Annotated in this window: 3 protein-coding genes; all 3 read right to left on the bottom strand. The window is 71.7% G+C overall.

Going from position 1 to position 26,894, the window contains the following annotated elements:
• Positions 1-13 precede the first annotated feature (13 nt).
• Positions 14-5,857 carry a type I polyketide synthase gene (locus PS467_RS03855; protein ID WP_311033988.1) on the bottom strand — a complete coding sequence of 1,948 codons (5,844 nt, stop codon included), beginning with the start codon at positions 5,855-5,857 and terminating at the stop codon, positions 14-16.
• Positions 5,858-5,959: 102 nt separating this feature from the next.
• Positions 5,960-12,538: a type I polyketide synthase gene (locus PS467_RS03850; protein ID WP_432280716.1), complete on the bottom strand. Its 6,579-nt coding sequence runs from the start codon at positions 12,536-12,538 to the stop codon at positions 5,960-5,962.
• A 77-nt stretch (positions 12,539-12,615) separates the two neighbouring features.
• Positions 12,616-26,883 (bottom strand): type I polyketide synthase, encoded by a 14,268-nt coding sequence (locus tag PS467_RS03845; RefSeq protein ID WP_311033986.1) that lies wholly within the window; start codon positions 26,881-26,883, stop codon positions 12,616-12,618.
• Positions 26,884-26,894: the final 11 nt, after the last annotated feature.

Raw genomic sequence — 26,894 nt, 5'->3', positions numbered from 1 at the left:
CTTCGCTCATCAATCACCGTGTACCCCCATGGGCGTGCTCTCCGTCGCTTTTGCGGCCGAGGTCCTGGTCGATGAACTGGAAGATCTCGTCGGCCGTGGTGGCGTCCTGAATACGGCCGGCCGCCGGACCTTCGTCCGTTACGTCGCCGTGCGGCGCGCCCAGCCTCGTCAATGTGGTTCGCAGGCGCTGGTGCAGGGTTTCCCGTGCCGCCTCGTCCCGGGCCACGGAAAGCAGCGCGCTTTCCAGCCTGTCGATGTCGCCCAGCACCGGGGTGAGCGGATCCACGTCCTCGGGCGCCAGTTCCTCATGCAGATGCGCGGCGAGGGCGGCCGGATTCGGATGGTCGAAGATCAGGGTGGTGGCCAGCCGCAGACCGGTCACGGCGGTCAGCCTGTTCCGCAGCTCGATCGCCGTCAGCGAGTCGAAGCCCAGATCCAGGAAGCCGCGTTCGGTCTGGATCCGGCCGGGGTCGGAGTGGCCGAGCGCCGCCGCGGCATGGGTGAGCACCAGATGGAGCAGTGTGCGGCGCTGTTCCTCCAGCGGCAGCCCGGCCAGATGACCGGCCCAGTCGGTGTGCGGCCGGGCGGTGGCCGCGGTGCGCCGGGCCACACCGCCCCCGGTGAGCGCCCGCAGGGGAGCGGGCAGGGTCAGGGCCGGTTGCCCGGCCAGCGCACGGACGTCCAGGTCGATGGCGATCAGATGGGGATGGCCGTGGCGCACGGCGGCGTCCAGCAGCCCCAGCGCCCGCTCGCTGGACATCGCCCCGATGCCCGACCGGGCCATCCTGGCCCGGTCCGCCTCCCCCAGATGTCCGGTCATCCCGCTGGCGTCCGCCCACAGGCCCCACGCCACCGAAAGACCCGGCAGGCCCAGGGCGCGGCGCCGGGCGGCCAGAGCGTCGCAGTAGGCGTTCGCCGCGGCGTAGTTGGACTGCCCGGAGGCGCCCAGCGTGCCCGCCGTGGAGGAGAACATCACGAAGAAGGACAGCGGCAGCTCCGCCGTCGCGGTGTGCAGATGGGCCGCGGCCGTGGCCTTCGGACGCCACACCCGCGCCAGCCGCTCCGGAGTCTGGGTGGTGAGGACGCCGTCGTCCAGCACCCCGGCCGCGTGGACGACACCGGTCAGTGGATGTGCCGGATCGACCCCGGCCACCAGACCGGCCACCGCGTCCGGGTCGGTGACATCGGCCGCGGCGATCCGCACGTCAGCGCCCAACTCCGCCAGCCGGTCGACGAGTTCACTGGCCCCGGCGGCGTCCGGACCGCTCCGGCTCACCAGCAGCAGATGCCTGGCCCCCCAGGCGCGGACGAGGTGCTCGGCGACCAGAGCGCCCAGGGTGCCGGTGCCTCCCGTGATCAGTACGGTGCCATCGGTGTCGATCCCGACGGCGCCCTCGGCCGGCTCATCGACGGCCGGGCCGGGCGCGGCAGCTCCCGCACGCACCATCCGGGGCACCAGCACCCGTCCGTCCCGCACCGCCACCTGGGGCTCGTGCAGATCGATGGCGCGGACCACGGCCGCCACGACGCCCTCGCGGCCCTCGCGGCTCGCGTCGAGCTTGCTGGCGTCGAGGTGGCTCTCGGCGAAGTTGCTGGCGTCGAGGTCGAGCAGCACGAACCGGCCCGGGTTCTCCGACTGGGCGCTGCGCACCAGACCCCAGACACCGGCACCGGACGGATCCAGCGCGGCGTCGTCGCCCGCACGACCCGTCGCCATCGCACCCCGTGTGACGACCACCAGCCGGGTCTCGGCCAGCGCCGGCCGCCGCAGCCAGGACTGCACCAGCCCCAGCAACTCCTCGGCCGCCCCCAGCCCGTCCCCGTGGCCGTCCCCGGTGGATTGCGGATGGGTCAGGACGACCGCGGGGGCGGCCTCGCCCGCGTCGACGGCCGCGATCAGCGCCTCCAGATCCGGATGGCACACCACGGCATCAGCGGTGAGACCCGCCGCGACCGGCTCTGCCAGCCCCAGCCGGTCCTCGCCCAGCACCACCCAGCCGCCGTCGCCGACCACCGACTTCGGGGACGGCTCGGTGGCCGGAGCGGGCAGGGGAGCCCACTCCAGCCTGAACAACCCGTCCACGCCCCGCGCGGCGGCAGCCGTACGCAACTGGTCGGTCGGGGCCGGACGGGTCACCAGTGAGTCGACCGTGAGCACCGGAGCGCCCACCGTGTCGGCCACCGTCAGCCGCAGCGACTGCCGCTCCTCGTCCCGCGACAGCCGTACCCGTACCGTGGCCGCCTCCGTGGCCCACAGCGACACGCCGTTCCAGGCGAACGGCAACCACACCCGGCCGTCGTCCTCCTGCCCCTCGGGCCGGTCCATCAGCAGCGACGGATGCAGCGCCGCGTCGAGCAGCGCCGGATGGATGCCGAATCCGCCCCGTCCTCCCGCGGCCTCGGGCAGCGTCACCTCGGCGAGGACATCCCGGCCATGGCGCCACGCGGCCTTCAGCCCCTGGTACGCCGGACCGTATCCGTACCCCGCCGCCAGCACCTGCTCGTAGAAGGCGTCGACGTCCAACGGCTCGGCGCCCACGGGCGGCCAGGCCCCCTCCAGGCCCTCCACCGGCGCGGGGACCTCGGTCGCGGGCGCCAGCACACCCACCGCATGGCACCGCCACTCCGCGTCCGGGCCGGGATCGACGGCCTGGCCGACGCGGTCCGGGCGGTCGGAGCGGTCGGAGCGGCCGGGGCGGCCGGGGCGGTCGGGACGGGAGTACATCCGCACCTCGCGCCGACCGTCCTCCGCCGCGGCACCGACCACCACCTGCACCCGCAGCCCACCGGACTCGGGAAGCGCCAGCGGAACCTGCAACGCCAGCTCCTCCACCCCGCCGCAGCCGACCTCGTCGGCCGCCCGCAGCGCCCACTCCACCAGCACCGCTCCCGGCGCCAGCACCGTGCCCGCCACCACATGCTCGGCCAGCCACGGGTGGGACCGTGCGGAGAGCCGGCCGGTGAGCACATGGGTGGTGCCGTCGGCGAGCTCCACGGCGGCGCCGAGCAGCGGATGGCCCGCGGAGGTCAGCCCCAGGCCGGCCGGATCGCCACCCGGTCCGCCCTCGCCGTCCAGCCAGTACCGCTCACGCTGGAAGGCGTACGTCGGCAGGTCGATGACGCGGGGCGTGGGGTCGGTGCGGAACCAGCGGGTCCAGTCCACCTCGACACCGGCGGTGAACGCCTGCGCCACCGACCGCGCCAGCTGGGCCGGGCCACCGTGGTCGCGCCGCAGGGTCGGGATGGTGATCGCGTCGACCCCCGCCTCCTCGAAGGTCTCCTGCATGCCGATGGTGAGGACGGGGTGGGTGCTGGCCTCGATGAACACGCGGTGGCCGTCGTCCAGCAGGGCGCGTACGGCGTCGGCGAAGCGCACCTGTTCGCGGAGGTTCGTCACCCAGTAGGCGGTGTCGAGCCCGCTGGTGTCCATGCGGGCCCCGGTGACCGTCGAGTAGAACGCCACCTGGCCCGGCACCGGCTTGACCCCGGCCAGAAGCTCATGCAACTCCTCCGCGATCTCATCGACCTGGGCGCTGTGGGAGGCGTAGTCGACGTCGATCAGTCGGGCGCGGTGGCCGGTGCGTTCGCACGCGGTGATGGTGTGGGCGATCTGCTCGGGTGGTCCGGAGATGACGATGGAGCCGGGTCCGTTGATGGCGGCGATGGCGACGTCTGCGGCGTGGGTGCCGAGGTTGGTGAGGAATGCGGTGGCGTGGTCGGGGTTGATGGTCAGGGAGGCCATGGCGCCGTGGCCGGCGAGGCGGCGTAGGGCTTGGGAGCGGAGTGCGACGATGCGGGCGCCTTCGTCGAGGGTGAGGGCTCCGGCGACGCAGGCGGCGGCGATTTCGCCTTGGCTGTGGCCGATGACGGCGGTGGGGGTGAGGCCGTGGTGGTCCCATAGGGTGGCGAGGGAGATCATGACGGCCCAGAGGGCGGGTTGGACGACGTCGACGCGGGTGAGGTCGGCGGCGTTGATTCCGCCGCGCAGGACGTCGGTCAATGACCAGTCGATGTGTGGGGTGAGGGCTTGTTCGCACTCGGCGATGCGGGTGGCGAAGGCGGGTGAGGCGTCCAGGAGTCCGGCGCCCATGCCGAGCCATTGTGAGCCTTGGCCGGGGAAGACCAGGACGGGTCCGGTGCCGTCTGTGCCGGGGTTGCTTGTGGTGGTGGTTGGTTGGATGAGGTTGGGGTGGGTTTCGCCGGTGGCGAGGGCGTTGAGTCCGGCGAGGAGTTCGTCGCGGTGGTGGCCGACGATGACGGCGCGGTTGTCGAAGACGGATCGGGTGGTGATCAGTGACCATCCGATGTCCGTCGGTGAGAGGGTGGTGTCGGTGGTTACCCGCTCGGCCAGTGCTCGTGCCTGGCCGCGCAATGCGTGGGTGCCGCGCCCGGACACGACCCATGGCACCACATCGGGTGTGACCGTGCCGTCGTTGTGCGAGGTGTCGGGTTCGGGGTCGGTTCCGGTCTCCTCGGGGGCCTGCTCCAGGATCAGATGGGCGTTCGTCCCCGAGATGCCGAACGACGACACACCCACACGTCGCGGCCGCCCGTGCGCCGCCCACTCGACCGGTTCGGTCAGCAGCCGCACCGCACCCGTGCCCCAGTCCACATGCGGTGTCGGCTCGTCGATGTGCAACGAGAGAGGGAGCACCCCGTGCCGCAGGGCCTGCACCATTTTGATGATGCTCGCCACTCCGGCGGCGGCCTGGGTGTGCCCGATGTTGGATTTGACCGAGCCCAGCCACAGCGGACGTCCCTCCGGCCTGCCCTGGCCGTACGTGGCCAGCAGCGCCTGGGCCTCGATCGGGTCGCCGAGGGTGGTCCCGGTGCCGTGTCCGTCGACCGCGTCCACCTCGGACGGCGACAGCCCGGCGTCGGCCAGCGCCTGCCGGATCACCCGCTGCTGGGAGGGTCCGTTCGGCGCCGTGAGGCCGTTGCTGGCGCCGTCCTGGTTGACCGCCGAACCCCGGATCACCGCCAGCACCCGATGGCCGTTGCGCCGTGCCTGCGACAGCCGCTCCAGCAGCACCAGGCCGACGCCCTCGGAGAAGCCCGTGCCGTCCGCCGCCGCGGCGAACGCCTTGCACCGCCCGTCCGGGGACAGCGCCCGCTGACGTGAGAACTCGGTGAACCCACCGGGCGTGGCCATCACCGTCACCCCGCCCGCGAGGGCCAGCGAGCACTCGTCCTGCCGCAGCGCCCGCACCGCCAGATGCGTGGCCACCAGCGACGACGAGCACGCCGTGTCCACCGTGACCGCGGGCCCCTCCAGACCGAACGAGTACGACACCCGGCCCGAGACCACACTGCCGAGGTTCCCGGTGGCCACATAGCCCGCCGAGTCGCTCGTCGTCTGGCCGATGAGCGACAGATAGTGATACGAGTCCACCCCGGCGTACACCCCGGTGTCACTGCCGCTCAGCGCCTCCCGCGTCAGCCCCGCGCGCTCGAACGCCTCCCACGCGGTCTCCAGCAGCAGCCGCTGCTGCGGATCCATCGCCGCGGCCTCACGCGGGCTGATCCCGAAGAACTCGGCGTCGAAATCGGCCACATCGCGCAGAAAGCCGCCCTCGCGGGCGCTGCTGGTACCGGCGTTCTCCGGATCCGGGTCATAGAGGTTCTCCAGGTCCCAGCCACGGTCCTCGGGGAACGAGGAGATGACGTCCACCCCCTCGGCCACCACCCGCCACAGGTCCTCGGGGGTCGCCACATCGCCGGGGAAGTGGCAGGCCATCCCGATGACGGCGATGGGCTCCCGGGCGCGGTCCTCGACCTCGCGCAACTGCCGCCTGGCCAGACGCAGATCGGCGGTCGCCCGCTTGAGATAGCTGCGGAGCTTCTCGTCATCCGTCATATCGCATCAACCCGATCGTCACGGCGGTCCTGATTCAGCGGTCCTGATTCGGCGGTCTTGATTCGGCGGTGTGGTTCAACGGTCTGGTTCCGCGGTCCCGCTTCACCGGGGACCGTCGTCGGAGGAGACGGTCAGCTCGTTGTCGAGCGCCCGGAACAACTCCTCGTCGCTGGCCGACGCCAGATCCTCCTGGACGGGGTCGTCCCCGTCGGCTCCGTACGCCGGGCCGGTCACCTTGCGCAGCAGCTCCCGCAGCCGCGCCGCGATCCCGGCCCGCTGCTCCCGGTCGGGGATCCCCTCGGCCAAGGCCGTGTCGAGGGTGTCGAGACCGGTGCGGAGCGAGGCCATCGGTGTCACCCCGGCCGGGGCCAGCAGCTCCCGCAGCAGCCGCACCACCGCGGTGGGCGTGGGGTGGTCGAAGACCAGCGTGGCGGGCAGCCGCAGACCGGTGGCGGCGCCCAGCCGGTTCCGCAGTTCCACGGCGGTGAGCGAGTCGAAGCCCAGCTCCCGGAAGTTCTGGGCGGGGTGGATGGAATCCGCCGTGTCATGGCCCAGCACCGTCGCCGTGGCGTTGCGCACCAGCCTGAGGAGCGCCTGCTGCCGGTCCTCCTCGGACAGGGCGGCGAACGCCTCCGCCGGCGCCGCTCCGCCCGTGCCGGCGGCTCCGGTGGCCGCCTGCGCGGTGGCGCCGCGCACCAGACTCCGGAAGAGGGCCGGCGGTTCTCCGACACCGGCCTCACGCCGCAGGGCGGCCAGGTCGAGCCGGATGGGCGCCAGCGCGGGAAGACCACTGCCGAGGGCGATGTCGAGCAACGCCAGGCCCAGCTCGGTCTCCAGCCCCAGCATGCCGGACCGCGCCAGCCGCGCCCGGTCGGTGTCGGTCATCCCTCCGGTCATGCCGGTGGCCTGCGCCCAGTACCCCCAGGCGAGGGAGATGGCGGGCAGACCCTGGGCATGACGGTGCACGGCGAGCGCGTCCAGGAAGGCGTTGGCCGCGGCGTAGTTGCCCTGTCCGGCGGCGCCCAGCAGCCCGGCGGCCGCGGAGAACAACACGAATGCCGACAGCCCGGCGTCCCGGGTGAGCTCGTGCAGATGCCACGCCGCGTCGGCCTTCGCCCGCAGCACCTCGTCCAGCTGATCGGGGGTGAGCGCCTCGACCGTGGCATCGCGCAGCAGCCCGGCGGCGTGGACGACGGCGGTGAGCGGATGGCGGTCGGGAACCGTCTCCAGCAGCTTGGCCAGGGCACCCCGGTCGGCCGCGTCACACGCCGCGATCGAGACGCGCGCGCCGAGCCCGGTCAGCTCGGCCGCCAGCTCCGCGGCACCCGGGGCGTCCGGGCCCCGGCGGCTGAGGAGCAGCAGCCGCCGTACGCCGTGGTGGACGACCAGATGGCGGGCGGTGGCGGCGCCCAGGGTGCCCGTGCCACCAGTGATGAGGACCGTGCCCTCCGGGTCGAGGGCGGTGGGCAGCGTCAGGACGATCTTGCCGATGTGACGGGCCTGGCTGAAGTGGCGGAACGCCTCGGGAGCCCGGCGGATGTCCCACAGCGTGGTCGGCAGCGGCTGGAGCGTCCCGTCCGCGAACAGGGCCGACAACTCGGCCAGCATCTGCTGGATACGGTCAGGCCCCGCGTCGCCCACCAGGTCGAACGCACGGTAGACGACCCCCGGATACCGGGCGCCGACCTGCCCGGGGTCGCGGATGTCGGTCCTGCCCAGGTCGATGAAGCGACCGCCGGGCGCCAGCAGCCGCAAGGACGCGTCCACGAAGTCACCGGCCAGGGAGTTGAGCACCACATCGACGGATCCCGCGGCGGCGCGGAACCGCTCCTCGAAGTCGAGAGTGCGCGAGGAGGCGAGGTGACGGTCGTCGAAACCGCGCTCCCGCAGAGCATGCCACTTCGTGGGGCCCGCGGTGGCGTACACCTCGGCCCCCCAGTGGCGCGCCAGCTGCCCGGCCGCGAGCCCCACACCACCGGTGGCCGCGTGCAGCAGCAGCTTCTCCCCGGCCCGCAGCCCGGCGAGATCGACGAGACCGTAGTAGGCCGTGAGAAAGGCGGACGGCATGGTCGCCGCCTGCGCGTAGGACCATCCGGCGGGGATCGGGGTGATCATCCGGATGTCGGTGACGACCAGCGGCCCGGTGCCGTTGAACAGCCCCATCACCCGGTCGCCCACCGCGAACCCAGCCGTCCCGGGCCCCACCTCGACGACCACCCCCGCACCGTCGCCGCCGAGCGGCCTGGGGTCCTCCACCATGCCCAGCGCCACGACGACGTCATGGAAGTTCACACCGCCCGCCCGCAGCGCCACCCGGACCTCGCCGCGCCCCAGCGGGCGGGTGTTGTCCGGACAGTCGACCAGGGCCAGATGGTCCAGGCTGCCCTGGCCTGTCAGTCCCAGACGCCAGGCGCCCGAACCATCCGGAGGGGTGAGGCGCCTGGCCGCGTCGTCATGAACCAGCCGCGGTACGTACGCCGTGCCGTCGCGCAGCGCCAGCTGGGGCTCGCCCGAGGCCACCGCACCGGCCAGCGCCCGTCGCGAAGTGTCCCGTTCGTCGAGGTCGAGCAGCAGCACCCGGCCCGGGTTCTCCGACTGGGCGCTGCGCACCAGACCCCAGACAGCGGAGGCCGGCAGGTCGTGGACATCGTCATGGCCGCGCGGCGCGACCGCCCCACGGGTGACCACCGCCAGCCGGACGCCGGTGAACTCGGGGGCGGCGAGGAACTCCCGCAACACCCCCAGGGCCTCCTTGCCGAGGTCGTGGGCGCGCTCCACCGGACCGCCCCGGCCATTGGCGGGGGAGCCGAAGAAGGCGAACACCACCTCGGGGGCCGGGGCCCCGTCCGCCACGGCCGTCCGCACGGCGGTGAGATCCGGAAGACGAGGGGCGTCCGGCAGCGCATCGGCCGGCGGACCGCCCTCCGGGCCGATGACGGCCGAACGGAACGCGGCGGCGCCCTCGGCCGGTGTCATCCGCGTCCAGACCGGCTGGAACAGCGAGTTCCTGCCCGCCCAACGGGCCCGGCCCAGCTGTCCGTCCGGCACCGGGCGCAGGATCAGGTCGTCCACGACGGCCACCGTGGCGCCGGTCGGATCGGCCGCGATCAGCGTGAGCCGGTCCGGTGCCGTCGGATTGATACGGATGCGCAGGGTGTCCGCCCCGGTGGCGCGCAGCCGCAGACCGCTCCAGGTGAAGGGAAGCAGGATCCGGTGGGCGTCCTCGGAGTCCGGGTCGACGTCCAGCGCGCGGGCGTGCAGCGCGGCGTCGAACAGGGCGGGATGGATACCGTACGCGGCCGCGCCGGCGCGCTCCCCCTCGGGCAGGGACACCTCGGCGTAGACATCGCCGTCCAGCCGCCAGGCGGCGGTGAGCCCCTGGAAGGACGGTCCGTAGTGGTAGCCGTGGTCGGCGAGCCGCCGATAGAAGTCCTCGACGGGCAGCGGCGTGGCCCCCGGTGGCGGCCAGGCAGCGTCGAGCGCCGAGGAGCCGGCCGTGGCCGAGGTGGCCAGCGCCCCGGTGGCATGCCGGGTCCAGGCCGCGTCGCCGGCGTCGTCGGCCGCCGGCCGCGCATGCACCGTGATCGGCCGTTCCCCGGTGTGATCGGGCGCGGCCACGGCGATCTGCACATCGACCGCCTCACCCTCCGGAATCACCAGCGGCGCGTGCAGGGTCAGCTCCGCCACATGGTCACAGCCGGTCCGCGCGGCCGCGTGCAGGGCGAGTTCGGCGAAGGCGGTGCCCGGCAGCAGGACGGTGTCCAGCACCCGGTGGTCGTTCAGCCACGGATGGGTCCGCGGGGAGAGCCGGCCGGTGAGCACATGGGCACCGCCCTCGGCGAGCTCCACGGCGGCGCCGAGCAGCGGATGCCCGGCGCGCCCCAGCCCGAGATCGCCCGGGTCGCCACTGTGGCCACCACGCCCGTCCAGCCAGTACCGCCGGCGCTGGAAGGCGTACGTCGGCAGGTCGATGACGCGGGGCGTGGGGTCGGTGCGGAACCAGCGGGTCCAGTCCACCTCGACGCCCGCGGTGAACGCCTGCGCCACCGACCGCGCCAGCTGGGCCGGGCCACCGTGGTCGCGCCGCAAGGTCGGGATGGTGATCGCGTCGACCCCCGCCTCCTCGAAGGTCTCCTGCATGCCGATGGTGAGGACGGGGTGGGTGCTGGCCTCGATGAACACGCGGTGGCCGTCGTCCAGCAGGGCGCGTACGGCGTCGGCGAAGCGCACCTGCTCGCGGAGGTTCGTCACCCAGTAGGCGGTGTCGAGCCCGCTGGTGTCCATGCGGGCGCCGGTGACGGTCGAGTAGAACGCCATCTCCGCCTGGACGGGTTCGATACCGCACAGCACCTCCCTCAGCTCCTCCGCGATCTGGTCCACTTGGGGGCTGTGGGAGGCGTAGTCGACGTCGATCAGTCGGGCGCGGTGGCCGGTGCGTTCGCAGGCGGTGATGGTGTGGGTGATTTGGTCGGGTGGTCCGGAGATGACGATGGAGCCGGGTCCGTTGATGGCGGCGATGGCGACGTCTGCGGCGTGGGTGCCGAGGTTGGTGAGGAATGCGGTGGCGTGGTCGGGGTTGATGGTCAGGGAGGCCATGGCGCCGTGGCCGGCGAGGCGGCGTAGGGCTTGGGAGCGGAGTGCGACGATGCGGGCGCCTTCGTCGAGGGTGAGGGCTCCGGCGACGCAGGCGGCGGCGATTTCGCCTTGGCTGTGGCCGATGACGGCGGTGGGGGTGAGGCCGTGGTGGTCCCATAGGGTGGCGAGGGAGATCATGACGGCCCAGAGGGCGGGTTGGACGACGTCGACGCGGGTGAGGTCGGCGGCGTTGATTCCGCCGCGCAGGACGTCGGTCAATGACCAGTCGATGTGTGGGGTGAGGGCTTGTTCGCACTCGGCGATGCGGGTGGCGAAGGCGGGTGAGGCGTCCAGGAGTCCGGCGCCCATGCCGAGCCATTGTGAGCCTTGGCCGGGGAAGACCAGGACGGGTCCGGTGCCGTCTGTGCCGGGGTTGCTTGTGGTGGTGGTTGGTTGGATGAGGTTGGGGTGGGTTTCGCCGGTGGCGAGGGCGTTGAGTCCGGCGAGGAGTTCGTCGCGGTGGTGGCCGACGATGACGGCGCGGTTGTCGAAGACGGATCGGGTGGTGATCAGTGACCATCCGATGTCCGTCGGTGAGAGGGTGGTGTCGGTGGTTACCCGCTCGGCCAGTGCTCGTGCCTGGCCGCGCAATGCGTGGGTGCCGCGCCCGGACACGACCCATGGCACCACACCGGGTGTCGCCGTGCCGTCGTTGTGCGAGGTGTCGGGTTCGGGGTCGGTTCCGGTCTCCTCGGGGGCCTGCTCCAGGATCAGATGGGCGTTCGTCCCCGAGATGCCGAACGCGGACACCCCGGCCCGGCGCGGACGGTCCCCACGCGGCCAGGGAACCGGCTCGGTCAGCAGCCGCACCGCACCCGACGTCCAGTCGGCGTGGGGCGTCGGCTCATCGATGTGCAGTGAGGCGGGCAGCAGCTCATGCCGCATCGCCATCACCATTTTGATCACACTGGCCGCACCGGCGGCGGCCTGGGTGTGGCCGATGTTGGACTTGACCGAGCCCAGCCACAGCGGACGTCCCTCCGGCCTGCCCTGGCCGTACGTGGCCAGCAGCGCCTGGGCCTCGATCGGGTCGCCGAGGGTGGTCCCGGTGCCGTGTCCGTCGACCGCGTCCACCTCGGCGGTGGACAGCCGCGCATTGGCCAGCGCCTGCCGGATCACCCGCTGCTGCGAGGGCCCGTTCGGCGCCGTGAGGCCATTGCTGGCGCCGTCCTGGTTGACCGCCGAACCCCGGATCACCCCGAGGACGCGGCGATGGCGGCGCCGCGCCTCACACAGGCGCTCCAGAACGATCAGCCCGGCGCCCTCGCCCCAGCCGGTGCCGTCGGCGGCCGCCGCGAATGGCTTGCAGCGGCCGTCCGGGGCCATGCCACGCTGCCGGGAGAACTCGATGAAGGCGCCGGGTGTGGCCATCACGGCCACCCCGCCGGCCAGGGCCAGATCGCATTCGCCCTGCCGCAGCGCCTGACAGGCCAGATGGATGGCGACCAACGACGAGGAACACGCGGTGTCCACCGTGACCGCCGGGCCCTCGAGGCCGAGTGCGTACGCGACCCGGCCGGACACCACACTGCCGAGGTTCCCGGCGCCGACGTAGCCCTCCACCTCGCTGGTGATGTCGCCGATGACCGACAGATAGTCATGCGAACCCACCCCGGCGTACACACCGGTGTTGCTGCCGCTCAGCGACTCCCGGCTGAGTCCGGCGCGTTCGAACGCCTCCCACGCGGTCTCCAGCAGCAGTCGCTGCTGGGGGTCCATGGCCTGGGCCTCGCGGGGGCTGATGTCGAAGAAGGCCGCGTCGAATGCGGTCGCGTCGTAGCAGAACCCGCCCTGGTCCACATAGGACTTCCCGTAGCGCTCGGGATCCGGGTCGAACAGCTCCTCGGTGTCCCACCCCCGGTCCGTGGGGAAGCCGGAGACGGCGTCCGCACCGTCCCGCACCAGCCGCCACAGCTCCTCCGGCGACCGCACCCCACCCGGATAGCGGCAGGCCATGCCGACGATCGCGATGGGCTCCGGCTCGGCGGACTCGGCCTCCCGCAGACGCTCACGGGTCTGGCGCAACTCGGCCGTGACCCACTTCAGGTGGTCGAGAAGCTTCTCTTCGTTCGACATCTAGCGGAGGCTCCTTGGCGCGTCGCGGAGGATGGGGGTCATCGGGCTCACGACTTTCCGAACTCGTCGGAGATGAGGTCGAAGATGTCTTCCGCCGTCGCCGCCTCGAGCTCGCTGTGGGCCGCGGAACGCCGGGTTTCCCCCTCCGTTTCACCCCACTTGGCCAGCAGCAGCCGCAGCCGCCCGGTGATCCGCCGCCGGGCCGCCTCGTCCACCGCTGAGGGCTCCGAGACCGCGTCCCACCGGTCGAGCTCGGACAGCAGATGCCCTTCCGAGGCAAGCTCCCCCTCGACGAGCCGCTCGCGCAGGAAGTCGGCCAGCTCCTTGGGCGTGGGGTGGTCGAAGACGAGGGTGGGCGGAAGCTCGACACCGGTGGCGGCGGAGAGCCGATGCCCGAATTCGACCGCCGTGAGGGAGTCGAACCCCAGCTCCTGGAACGGCTGGGCGGGCGGGACGGCGTCGACGGTGGAGTGGCCGAGGATCGCGGCGGCATGCGTGCGGATGTGATGGAGGAGAAGCTGATGCCGCTGGGCGGGGGTGCCAGTGGCCAGTTGCCGGGCAAGTGAGCCGCTCATGGCCGCGGTGGCGTCCGGGACGACATCGGTGGGTGCCGCCGCGGCGGCCAGGCCGGACAGCAGCGGGCTGGGCCGTTGTGCGGTGAAACCGGCCGGGAACCTCTCCCAGTCGATGTCCGCGATGGCGATGGTGGTGTCGCCGTGGTCGAGGGAGTGCTGGAGCGAGGCGATGGCGAGATCGGTGTCGAGAGGACGCATTCCGCGCCGGCGGTAGTAGTCGACGACGGCCTCGTCGGCGGCCATGCCCCCCTCGCTCCACGGCGCCCAGGCCACGCTGGTGGCGGGGAGCCCCCGGGCGCGGCGGTGCTCGGCGAGGGCGTCGAGGTAGGCGTTGGCGGCGGCGTAGGAGGGCTGTCGGCTACCGCCCCACGTGGCGGCACCCGATGAGAAGAGCACGAAGGCGCTGAGGTCGAGATCCTCGGTGAGTTCATGGAGCACGGTGGCGGCGAGCGCCTTGGGCCGCAGCACCGCATCGATCCGCGACAGGTCGAGCTCGGCCAGCGGGGTGTTCTCCGCGACACCGGCCGCGTGGATGACGGCGGTGAGGGGGTGTTCGGCGGGGATGGTGTCGAGGAGGTGTTGGAGTGCGGTGCGGTCGGAGGCGTCGCAGGCGGTGATGGTGACGGTCGTGCCCAGGGTGGTGAGTTCTTGGGTGAGTTCCGCGGCGCCGGGGGCGTCGGGGCCGGAGCGGCTGATGAGGTGGAGGTGGGGCGCGCCCCGGTGGGCGAGCCAGCGGGCGACATGGGCGCCGAGAGCGCCGGTACCACCGGTGATCAAGGTCGTACCGGTGGGGTGCCACGCGGTGGACACGGTGTCGGTGCCGACCGCGCGCTCCAGCCGGCGGGCGAGGACGGTGGAGCGGATCGCTACTTGGTCCTCCGGCTGACCGGGCACCAGCACGGCGGCGATACGGGCCGGAGTGCGGGCGTCGAGGACGGTCGGGAGGTCGATGAGACCACCCCAGAGGCGGGGGTGTTCCAGGGCCGCGACCCGGCCCATACCCCACATCTGCGCCTGGTGGGGGTGGGGGAGCGGATCGGTGGCGACGGCGGCCACCGCACCCTGGGTGACGCACCACAGGGGCGCCATGAGTCCCGTCTGGCCGAGGGCCTGGACAAGAGCGGCCGTGGCGGCCAGCCCCATGGGGACGGCCGGATGGCCGGGGTGGGGCGTCTGGTCGAGGGCGAGCAGACTCAGCACACCCTCGGGTGTGCCGCCATCGGTCAGGTGTGAGAGCCGGGGAGTGAGGGCGTCGCGCTGGGCGTCCGCGCCATCGACCGACAGGACCTCATGGGCCGCGCCATGGCCGTCGAGCGCCTGGGCGGCGGCGTGGACGGCCGGGTGCTCCTCCAGCCCGGACGGGACGAGGAGCAGCCAGGTCCCGCCGAGCGTCGGCGCGGTGGCGAGGTCCGGCAGACGCTTCCACGTGACGCGGTAGCGCCAGGAGTCGATGGTGGAGCGTTCCCGGTGCCGGCGCCGCCAGGTGGACAGTATGGGGAGCGCGGGCAGCAGGGCGTCGACGCCGGGGCCGCCCTCCTCCAGTTGGAGTGTGCTGGTGAGGGCGCTGACGTCGAGCTTCTCGATGGCGTCCCAGAGCCTGGCCTCGGCCCGGACGTGGCCGTTGGTGTGGCTGTTGGTGTGGCCGTCGCCGCGAGGGGCGGGCGGGGCGAGCCAGTAGTGCTGGTGTTGGAAGGCGTAGGTGGGGAGGTCGATGGTGCGGGGGGTGGGGGTCGCGGGGTACCAGCTGGTCCAGTCCACGTTCGCGCCGGTGGTGTGGAGGCGGGCGAGGGTGTGGGTGAGGGCGTGGGTGTCGGGGTGTTTGTGGGTGAGGGTGGAGGTGATGAGGGGTGTGGGTTGGTGGGTGGTGTGGTGGAGGGTGTGGTGGGTGGCGGTGGTCAGGGTGGGGTCGGGGCCGAGTTCGAGGAAGATGCGGGTTTGGGGGGCGGTGTGGGTGATGGCTTGGTGGAAGTGGACGGGTTGGCGGATGTGCTGGACCCAGTAGTCGGGGGTGGTGATGTGGTCATCGGCTGGTTGTCCGGTGAGGTTGCTGATGAGGGGGATGGTGGGGTGGTGGTAGGTCAGTCCGCTGATCTGGTCCCGGAATGGTTTGAGGATGGGGTCCATCAGGGGGGAGTGGAAGGCGTGGCTGACGGTGAGTGTCCGGGTTTTGCGGCCCTTGGCTGCCCAGATGGCGCTGATCTCGGTGACTGGTTCGGTGGGGCCGGAGATGACGGTGTTGCCGGGGGTGTTGTGGGCGGCGATGGTCACCTGGCCGTCATGGCCGGTGAGGTCGTGGGCGAGCTCGTCAGGGGTGGCGGCGATGGTGGCCATGCTTCCGCCGGCGGGGAGCCCTCCCATGAGGGTGGCGCGGGCGGCGATGAGGTGGCAGGCGTCGGGGAGGTTGAAGACTCCGGCGATGTGGGCGGCGGCGATTTCCCCGATGGAGTGTCCGATGACCACGTCCGGGTGGATGCCGACGGAGGCGAGTAGCCGGGCGAGGGCGATGTGCAGGGCGAAGAGTCCGGTTTGGGCGTAGGTGGTGTGGTCCAGCAGTGCTGCCTGTTCGGGGTGGGTGCCGAAGGTCACCTGCCGTAGCGGCTGTTCGAGGTGTGGGTCGAGGAGGCCGCAGATTTCGTCGAAGGCTTCGGCGAAGACGGGGAATCGGTTGTACAGGTCGGTGCCCATGCCGGGGCGTTGGCTGCCTTGTCCGCTGAACAGGAAGACGGTCTGTTCGGTGGTGTCGGTGGCCTTTCCGGGGTGGACCAGGCTCGGATGCGGTTCTCCTGTGGCCAGTGCGTCCAGTCCTGCCAGCAGTTCTTCGCGGTTCTGGCCGATGAGTACGGCCCGGTGGTCGAACAGTGTCCTGGAGCGCAGCAGCGACCATCCGACCTCCGCAGCGCTCACGTCGGGGTCGTCCATGATGCGCCTGGTCAAGGCCCGCGCCTGGCCCCGTAGCGCCGCGTCGCTCTGTGCGGAGATCACCCAGGGCACCACACCGCCGGCGTTCGATACGGGAGCGGGCTCGGTCGGCTCAGGAACCTGCTCGAGGATGAGGTGGGCGTTCGTACCAGAGATGCCGAAGGACGAGACGCCCGCCCGGCGTGGCCGTTCGTCCTGGGGCCAGGGGACGGGTTCGGTGAGCAGCCGCAGGTCGCCCGCGTTCCAGTCGACATGGGGTGTCGGTGCGTCGATGTGCAGCGAGGCGGGCAGCACGCCGTGGCGCATCGCCATCACCATCTTGATGACACCGGCCACTCCGGCGGCGGCCTGGGTGTGGCCGATGTTGGACTTGATGGAGCCCAGCCACAGCGGACGTCCTTCGGGCCGGTCCTGGCCGTACGTGGCCAGCAGCGCCTGTGCCTCGATCGGGTCACCCAGCGTCGTGCCCGTACCGTGCGCCTCGACGGCGTCCACATCGGACGGCGTCAGCCGGGCGTTGGCGAGGGCCTGCCGGATCACCCGTTGCTGGGAGGGGCCGTTCGGCGCGGTCAGGCCGTTGCTCGTACCGTCCTGGTTGACGGCGGAGCCACGTACCATGGCAAGCACCCGGTGGCCGTTGCGCCGTGCGTCGGACAGCCGCTCCAGCAGTACGAGACCGACGCCCTCGCCCCACACCATGCCGTCCGCCGCTGCCGCGAACGGTTTGCACCGGGCGTCGGGGGCCAGTCCGCGCTGGCGGGAGAACTCGATGAACGCGCCCGGTGTGGCCATCACCGTGACACCGCCCGCCAGCGCCAAGGTGCACTCGCCCTGCCGCAGGGCCTGGGCCGCCAGATGCATCGCCACCAGCGAGGACGAGCACGCCGTGTCCACCGTGACCGCCGGGCCTTCGAGGCCGAACGAGTAGGCCACCCGCCCTGACACCACACTGCCGATATTGCCCGTGGCGACATAGCCTTCGACGTCGCTCGCCGTATCACCGGTGAGGGACAGATAGTCCTGGGACGTCACCCCCGCGAACACTCCCGTATTGCTGCCCGCGAGCATGTCCCGGTCGAGACCCGCGTTCTCGAAGGTCTCCCAGGCGGTTTCGAGGAGCAGCCGCTGCTGGGGGTCCATGGCGATCGCCTCACGCGGGCTGATGCCGAAGAACGCGGGATCGAACTCGGCCGCCTGGTGGAGGAAACCACCCTCGCGGACGTAGCTCGTCCCCGCGTGGTCGGGGTCGGGGTGGTAGAGGGCGTTCAGATCCCAGTTGCGGTCGGCGGGCATCTCCGCGATGGCATCCCGGTGGGCGGTGACCAGGTCCCACAGATCCTTCGGGGAGTGGGCGTCGCCGGGGTAGTGACAGGCCATGCCGACGATCGCGATCGGCTCGTCCTGGGCGGCCGCGACGGGGCTGTGAGCGGGTACGTCGGTCCGCCGGCCCGTGAGCTCTCCGCGCAGATAGGTGGCGAGCCCGTTGGGTGTGGGGTGGTCGAAGACGAGTGTGGGCGCGAGGTCGATCCCGGTGGCGGTGGCAAGCTGGTTGCGCAGCTCCACGGCGGTCAGGGAGTCGAACCCGAGCTCCTGGAAGGGCTGGGTGGGCGGAATGGCGTCCGGCCCGGAATGCCCCAGGATCGAGGCGGCGAGGGACTGGATCCGTTCGAGCAGGAGTTGGTGCTGCTGGTCGGGGGTGCAGTCGGAGAGCCGCTGCTGGAGCGACGTGGCGGTGGACGCGCCGGTGGGTCGCCCGGCCGGGTTCTCGGTGACGGCGATCAGGTCGTCGAACAGCGGGCTGGGGCGCTGGGCGGTGAAGGCCGTCGGGAACCGCTCCCAGTCGATGTCCGCGACGGCGATCGTGGTGTCACGGTGGTCCAGGGCGTACTGGAGCGATGCCACGGCCAGATCGGGGCTCAGCGGTGACAGCCCACGTCGGCCGTAGAAGGAGAGCGCGGTTTCGTCGGCGGCCATGCCTGCCTCACCCCACGGGCCCCAGGCGAGGCTGGTGGCGGCCAGTCCTCGGGCGCGGCGGTGTGCGGCGAGCGCGTCGAGATAGGTGTTCGCGGCGGCGTAGGCGCCTTGCCGACTGCCGCCCCACGCCGCCGCACCGGACGAGAAGAGCACGAAGGCGCTGAGGTCCAGCCCCTGAGTCAGCTCGTGCAGATGGGCGGCCGCCAGGGCTTTGGCCCCGAGTACATGCTGAAGCCGCTCCGGTCCCAGACCGGCGATGAGCTCCGTGTCCGACGTCCCGGCGGTGTGGATGACGGCGGTGAGGGGGTGTTCGGCGGGGATGGTGTCGAGGAGGTGTTGGAGTGCGGTGCGGTCGGAGGCGTCGCAGGCGGTGATGGTGACGGTCGTGCCCAGGGTGGTGAGTTCTTGGGTGAGTTCCGCGGCGCCGGGGGCGTCGGGGCCGGAGCGGCTGATGAGGTGGAGGTGGGGGGCGCCCCGGTGGGCGAGCCAGCGGGCGACATGGGCGCCGAGAGCGCCGGTGCCACCGGTGATGAGCGTGGTGCCCATGGGCTGCCAGGTCCTGGGGGCGGTAGTGGGGGTACCGGCCCTGCGGAGGCGCCGGGCGTAGCTGCCGGTGGCGCGGATGGCGGTCTGGTCCTCCGGCTGACCGGGGGCGAGCAGGGCGGCCAGACGGCCGGAGGTGTGGTGGTCGATGGCGGTCGGCAGGTCGATCAGGCCACCCCAGCGGCGAGGGTGCTCCAGGGCCGCGGCGCGGCCGAGCCCCCAAGCCTGCGCCTGCCGCGGGCTGGGAAGCGGATCGCCGGGACCGGTGGCGACGGCGCCTTGGGTGAGGCACCACAGGGGCGCCGGGATCTCGGCGTCGCCGAGGGCCTGGACGAGTGTGGTGGTGGCGGCCAGCCCGGAGGGAACGGCGGCGTATTCGGGGTGCGGCTCCTCATCGAGCGCGAGCAGGCTCAGCACACCGGCGAATCCGCCCTCGACGGTCAGACGGCTGAGGTGTGCCACCAAGGCGTCGCGATCGATGGCCCGGGTGTCGAGCACATGGTGGAGGGGGGTGGCGCCGTGGGAGGCCAGCGCATGCTCGGCGGCCGCCACGGCAGGGTGGTCGGACTGACCAGCAGGGATGATCAGCAACCAGGTGCCGGCGAGGGCCGGAGGCGCGGAGGGAGCGGAAAGGGGCTTCCAGACGGTCTGATACCGCCAGGAACTGATGACCGACTGCTCCCGGTGGTGCCGCCGCCAGGCGGACAGGGTCGGGAGGACCGCGCTCAGCATGGGCTGCTGGTCCGCCGGTGAGTCGATGGTCGCCGCCAGGGCTTCCAGGTCCTCGCGCTCCACCGCCTCCCAGAACTCCCGGTCGACCAGCGCCGCCTCGGTGGGCGTCGGGTGCGCTGGGTCTGCGGAGGAGGCGGACGACAGCCAGTAGTGCTGGTGTTGGAAGGCGTAGGTGGGGAGGTCGATGGTGCGGGGGGTGGGGGTTGCGGGGTACCAGCTGGTCCAGTCTACGTTCGCGCCGGTGGTGTGGAGGCGGGCGAGGGTGTGGGTGAGGGCGTGGGTGTCGGGGTGTTTGCGGGTGAGGGTGGAGGTGATGAGGGGTGTGGGGTGGTCGGTGGGTTGGTGGGTGGTGTGGTGGAGGGTGTGGTGGGTGGCGGTGGTCAGGGTGGGGTCGGGGCCGAGTTCGAGGAAGATGCGGGTTTGGGGGGCGGTGTGGGTGATGGCTTGGTGGAAGTGGACGGGTTGGCGGATGTGCTGGACCCAGTAGTCGGGGGTGGTGATGTGGTCATCGGCTGGTTGTCCGGTGAGGTTGCTGATGAGGGGGATGGTGGGGTGGTGGTAGGTCAGTCCGCTGATCTGGTCCCGGAATGGTTTGAGGATGGGGTCCATCAGGGGGGAGTGGAAGGCGTGGCTGACGGTGAGTGTCCGGGTTTTGCGGCCCTTCGCCGCCCAGATGGCGCTGATCTCGGCCACCGGCTCGGTCGGTCCGGAGATGACGGTGTTGCCGGGGGTGTTGTGGGCGGCGATGGTCACCTGGCCGTCATGGCCGGTGAGGTCGTGAGCGAGTTCGTCCGGGGTGGCGGCGATGGTGGCCATGCTTCCGCCGGGGGGAAGTTGTCCCATGAGGGTGGCGCGGGCGGCGACGAGGCGGCAGGCGTCGGGGAGGTTGAAGACTCCGGCGATGTGGGCGGCGGCGATTTCCCCGATGGAGTGTCCGATGACCACGTCCGGGTGGATGCCGACGGAGGCGAGTAGCCGGGCGAGGGCGATGTGCAGGGCGAAGAGTCCGGTTTGGGCGTAGGTGGTGTGGTCCAGCAGTGCTGCCTGTTCGGGGTGGGTGCCGAAGGTCACCTGCCGTAGCGGCTGTTCGAGGTGTGGGTCGAGCAGGCCGCAGACTTCGTCGAAGGCTTCGGCGAAGACGGGGAAGCGGTTGTACAGGTCGGCGCCCATGCCGGGGCGTTGGCTGCCTTGTCCGCTGAACAGGAAGACGGTCTGTCCGGTGGTGTCGGTGGCCTTTCCGGGGTGGACCAGACTCGGATGCGGTTCTCCTGTGGCCAGTGCGTCCAGTCCTGCCAGCAGTTCTTCGCGGTTCTGGCCGATGAGTACGGCCCGGTGGTCGAACAGTGTCCTGGAGCGCAGCAGCGACCATCCGACCTCGGCCGGTGTTGCTCCGGGGTCGGCGGTCACCCGGTCGGCCAGTGCCCGTGCCTGACCGCGCAGTGCCTCGGTACCGCGCGCCGAGACCACCCACGGCACCGGCCCGTGAACGGGTTCGGTCTCGACGGTGCCAAGGGCCGCCGCCGGCTCTTCGGGTGCCTGCTCGACGATGACGTGTGCGTTGGTGCCGCTGATGCCGAATGAGGAGACGCCCGCCCGGCGTGGCTGCTCGGCGCGCGGCCACTCCCGCGCCTCGGTCAGCAGGCGGACATCGCCCGCGCTCCAGTCGACATGGGGTGTCGGTGCGTTGATGTGCAGCGAGGCGGGCAGCACCCCGTGCCGCATCGCCATCACCATCTTGATGACACCGGCCACTCCGGCGGCGGCCTGGGTGTGGCCGATGTTGGACTTGATGGAGCCCAGCCACAGCGGACGTCCCTCGGGCCGGTCCTGGCCGTACGTGGCCAGCAGCGCCTGTGCCTCGATTGGGTCACCTAACGTGGTCCCGGTGCCGTGTCCCTCCACCACATCGACCTCTGCGGGCGACAGCCGGGCGTTGGCGAGCGCCTGGCCGATCACCCGTTGCTGGGAGGGCCCGTTCGGCGCGGTCAGGCCGTTGCTCGTACCGTCCTGGTTGACCGCCGAGCCCCGGATCACCGCCAGTACCCGGTGGCCGTTGCGCCGTGCGTCGGACAGCCGCTCCAGCAGCAGAAGTCCGGCGCCCTCGCCCCAACCGGTGCCGTCGGCCGCCGATGCGAACGGCTTGCACCGACCGTCGGCCGCCAGTCCACGCTGGCGGGAGAACTCGATGAAGGTGGTCGGCGTGGCCATCACCGTCACACCGCCCGCCAGCGCCATGGAGCATTCGCCCTGCCGCAGGGCCTGGGCCGCCAGATGCATCGCCACCAGCGAGGACGAGCACGCCGTGTCCACCGTGACCGCCGGGCCCTCGAGGCCGAACGCGTACGCCACCCGGCCGGACATGACGCTCGGCGTACCGCCCGCCAGCAGATACCCCTCGACCTCCTGCGCCGAGGAGCTTCCGGAGGCCCCGTAGCCCTGATAGGTGCCGCCCGTGAAGACGCCGGTGTCGCTGCCGGCGAGCGTGTCCCGGTCGAGGCCCGCGTTCTCGAAGGTCTCCCAGGCGGTTTCGAGGAGCAGCCGCTGCTGGGGGTCCATGGCGAGCGCTTCACGCGGGCTGATGCCGAAGAACGCCGCGTCGAATCCGGCCGCGTCGTGGAGGAAGCCGCCCTCACGCGCATAGCTGGTGCCCAGACGCTCGGGGTCGGGGTCGAAGAGCGTGGCCAGATCCCAGTCGCGGTCGGTGGGCATCCCTCCGATGGCGTCCCGGCCCGCGACGACCAGCTCCCACAGTCCCTCCGGTGAGCGCACGCCTCCCGGGTAGCGGCAGGCCATGCCGACGATCGCGATCGGCTCGTCCTGGGCGGCCGCGGACGCGGACGACATGTGGGGGGTGACGGCGGCCTTCTGCCCCGCGAGTTCGGCACACAGATAGGTGGCGAGCGCGTTCGGCGTCGGATGGTCGAAGACCAGCGCCGGGGCGAGGGGGAGGCCGGTGGTGGTGGCGAGCTGATTGCGCAGCTCCACCGCGGTGAGGGAGTCGAAGCCCAGCTCCTGGAAGGGCTGGACGGGGGCAATCGCGTCCAGACCGGAGTGGCCGAGGATGGCCGCGGCCAGGGTCTGGATGTGGCGGACCAGGATCTGGTGCCGCTGGGCCGCGGGTGCCGAGCCGAGCTGTTGCCGCAGCGGATTGTCGTCGGCGGCTGCCGCGGGCGTGGTGGGCTCCGCACTGGACGTCATCAGTCGGCTGAGGAACGGACTGGGGCGTTGCGCGGTGAACGTACGGCCGAACTTCTCCCAGTCGACATCCGCGATCGTGACGGCGGTGTCGTGGTGGGTCAGGGCGTGATGCAGCGACTTGACGGCGAGGTCGGTGGTGAGGGGCGAGAGACCGCGCCGCTTGAGGTGGGAGAGCGTGTGCTGGTCGGCGGCCATGCCTGCCTCGCCCCACGGGCCCCAGGCAAGGCTGGTGGCGGCCAGTCCCCGGGCGCGGCGGTGTGCGGCGAGCGCGTCCAGGTAGGTGTTCGCGGCGGCGTAGGCGGCCTGCCGGCCACTGCCCCATGTGGCGGCGTTCGACGAGAAGAGAACGAAGGCGGTGAGATCGAGCTCCTGGGTGAGCTCATGCAGATGGGTGGCGGCCAGGGCCTTGGACCGCAGTACGGACTGCAACCGTCCCGGGTCCAGCTCGTCGATCTGTCCCAGTTCCATCGTCCCGGCGGTGTGGATGACGGCGGTGAGGGGGTGTTCGGCGGGGATGGTGTCGAGGAGGTGTTGGAGTGCGGTGCGGTCGGAGGCGTCGCAGGCGGTGATGGTGACGGCCGTCCCCAGCGCGGTGAGCTCCTCGCTGAGCTCCGCGGCGCCGGGGGCGTCGGGGCCGGAGCGGCTGATGAGGTGGAGGTGGGGCGCGCCCCGGTGGGCCAGCCAGCGGGCGATCTGGGCGCCGAGACCGCCGGTGCCGCCGGTGATGAGCGTGGTGCCGGACGGTTCCCAAGGGGCCGGGCTGGTGTCGGCGGCGGGCACCCGGACGAGGCGGCGCGCGTATGTCCCGGTGGTACGGATGGCCACCTGGTCCTCGGACTGTCCGGGTACGAGAAGGGCTGCCAGCCGACCTGCGGTGTGGTGGGTCATGGTGGCGGGCAGATCGATGAGGCCGCCCCAACGCTGCGGGTGTTCCAGCGCGGCGACGCGGCCGAGTCCCCAGATCTGCGCCTGCTCGGGGTGGGGGAGAAGGTCGTTGCGGCCGGTGGCGACGGCGCCCTGGGTGAGACACCACAGGGGCGCGCTGATTCCGGCGTCGCCGAGAGCCTGGAGGAGCGCGGTGGTGGCGGCAAGCCCGGCGGGCACTGCCGGGTGGTCGGTGAGCGGGTCCTGATCGAGGGCGAGCAGACTGATGACCCCGGCGGGTCGGGCGTCCTCGGTCAGCCGGTCCAGACGTTCGCGGAGCGCGGCGCGATCGATGTCATGTGTGCCGACCGCATGCGGGAGCGCGGTGGCGCCGTGCGCCTGAAGCGCCTGGACGGTGACCCGGACCGTGGCGTGTTCCAGCTGACCGGTCGGGGCGACCACCAGCCAGGTGCCGGTCAGGGCCGGTGTGGCCGGGTCGGGGAGCTGCTGCCAGGTGGTCCGGTAGCGCCAGGAGTCGATGGTGGAGCGTTCCCGGTGCCGGCGCCGCCAGGTGGACAGTATGGGGAGCGCGGGCAGCAGGGCGTCGACGCCGGGGCCGCCCTCCTCCAGTTGAAGTGTGCTGCTGAGGGTGTCGACGTCGAGCTCTTCGATGGCATGCCAGAGCTGTGCCTCGGCCGGGTCCTCGGCCGCCCCTTCGAAGCTCGTACGGGCCGCGGGCGGGGCCAGCCAGAAGCGCTGGTGCTGAAAGGCATACGTCGGCAACCCGACCACCCGGGGGGCCGGGTCGGTGGGAAACCAGCTGGTCCAGTCCACGTTCGCGCCGGTGGTGTGGAGGCGGGCGAGGGTGTGGGTGAGGGCGTGGGTGTCGGGGTGTTTGCGGGTGAGGGTGGAGGTGATGAGGGGTGTGGGTTGGTGGGTGGGGTGGTGGTGGAGGGTGTGGTGGGTGGCGGTGGTCAGGGTGGGGTCGGGGCCGAGTTCGAGGAAGATGCGGGTTTGGGGGGCGGTGTGGGTGATGGCTTGGTGGAAGTGGACGGGTTGGCGGATGTGCTGGACCCAGTAGTCGGGGGTGGTGATGTGGTTGTCGGCTGGTTGTCCGGTGAGGTTGCTGATGAGGGGGATGGTGGGGTGGTGGTAGGTCAGTCCGCTGATCTGGTCCCGGAATGGTTTGAGGATGGGGTCCATCAGGGGGGAGTGGAAGGCGTGGCTGACGGTGAGTGTCCGGGTTTTGCGGCCCTTGGCTGCCCAGATGGCGCTGATCTCGGCCACCGGCTCGGTCGGTCCGGAGATGACGGTGTTGCCGGGGGTGTTGTGGGCGGCGATGGTGACGTGGCCGTTGTGGGTGGTGAGGTCGTGGGCGAGTTCGTCGGGGGTGGCGGCGATGGTGGCCATGCTTCCGCCGGCGGGGAGCCCTCCCATGAGGGTGGCGCGGGCGGCGACGAGGTGGCAGGCGTCGGGGAGGTTGAAGACTCCGGCGATGTGGGCGGCGGCAACTTCCCCGATGGAGTGTCCGATGACCACGTCCGGGTGGATGCCGACGGAGGCGAGTAGCCGGGCGAGGGCGATGTGCAGGGCGAACAGTCCGGTTTGGGCGTAGGTGGTGTGGTCCAGCAGCGCTGCCTGTTCTGGCTCGTGGTTGAAGACGAGTTCCCGCAGTGGGCGGTCCAGATGTGGGTCGAGCAGGCCGCAGACTTCGTCGAAGGCTTCGGCGAAGACGGGGAAGCGGTTGTACAGGTCGGCGCCCATGCCGGGGCGTTGGCTGCCTTGTCCGCTGAACAGGAAGACGGTCTGTCCGGCGGTGTCGGCGGCCTTTCCGGGGTGGACCAGACCCGGATGCGGTTCTCCTGCGGCCAGTGCGTCCAGTCCTGCCAGCAGTTCTTCGCGGTTCTGGCCGATGAGTACGGCCCGGTGGTCGAACAGTGTCCTGGAGCGCAGCAGCGACCATCCAACCTCCGCAGCGCTCACGTCGGGGTCGGCGGTCACCCGGTCGGCCAGTGCCCGTGCCTGACCGCGCAGTGCCTCGCCACCGCGCGCCGAGACCACCCACGGCACCGGCCCGTCCACGGGATCGGTCTCGACGGTGCCACGAGCCGCCGCCGGCTCTTCGGGGGCCTGCTCGATGATGACGTGTGCGTTGGTGCCGCTGATGCCGAACGAGGAGACGCCCGCCCGGCGTGGATGCTCGGCGCGCGGCCACTCCCGCGCCTCGGTCAGCAGCTGGACATCGCCCGCGCTCCAGTCGACATGGGGTGTCGGTGCGTCGATGTGCAGCGAGGCGGGCAGCACCCCGTGCCGCATCGCCATCACCATCTTGATGACACCGGCCGCGCCCGCCGCCATCTGGGCGTGCCCGATGTTGGACTTGATGGAGCCCAGCCACAGCGGACGTCCCTCGGGCCGGTCCTGGCCATACGTGGCCAGCAGCGCCTGGGCCTCGATCGGATCACCCAGCGTCGTGCCCGTACCGTGCGCCTCGACCGCGTCCACGTCCGACGGTGACAGCCGGGCGTTGGCGAGGGCCTGCCGGATCACCCGTTGCTGGGAGGGCCCGTTCGGCGCCGTGAGGCCGTTGCTGGCGCCGTCCTGGTTGACCGCCGAGCCACGTACCACGGCAAGCACCCGGTGGCCGTTGCGCCGCGCGTCCGACAGCCGCTCCAGCAACAGGACGCCCACGCCTTCCGCCAGGGTCATACCGTCGCTGTCGGCCGAGAACGCCTTGGATCTGCCGTCGGGGGCGAGCCCGCGCAATTCGCTGAAGCCGATGAACGGCGCCGTCGAGGACATCACGGCGACGCCCCCGGCCAGCGCCGTGTCGCAGTCACCCTGCCGGATCGCCTGGCAGGCCAGATGCAGGGCGACCAGGGAGGAGGAGCACGCGGTGTCCACGGTCACCGCGGCTCCCTCCAGACCGAGGGCGTACGCCACTCGGCCGGACACCACGCTGGCGGAGTTGCCGATGGTGAAGTAGCCCGCCGAGCCCTCGGGCACCTGGGAGGCGTCGGAGCAGTAGTCGAGGTGATCGCAGCCGATGAAGGTGCCGGTCCGGCTGCCGCGCAGCGACTCCGGGTCGATCCCGGCGTGCTCGATCGCCTCCCAGGATGCCTCGAGGGCCAGCCGCTGCTGCGGCGCCATTCCGAGAGCCTCGCGGGGGCTGATGCCGAAGAACGCGGCGTCGAATCCCGCCGGGTCGTCGATGAAGCCGCCCTCGCGGGTATAGCTCGTCCCGGGGTGCTCGGGGTCGGGGTGGAAGAGGTTCTCGAGGTCCCAATTGCGGTCGGTGGGGAGTTCCGAGATGGCGTCCCGCTCGGCGGCGACCAGTTCCCACAGGTCTTCGGCGGACCGTACGCCTCCGGGGAAACGGCAGGACATTCCCACGATCGCGACCGGCTCATGTCCCGCGGACTCGACGTCCTTGAGACGGCGCTGCGTCTGACGCAGATCCGCCGTCACCCGCTTCAGATAGTCGAGCAGTTTCTCTTCATTGCCCGCCATGGTCGGCCACC

Source organism: Streptomyces luomodiensis, assembly GCF_031679605.1.
GTDB classification, from domain to species: Bacteria; Actinomycetota; Actinomycetes; order Streptomycetales; family Streptomycetaceae; genus Streptomyces; species Streptomyces luomodiensis.
Note: the sequence above shows the minus strand (reverse complement) of the source record. Positions and strands in the feature narration are given on the sequence as shown.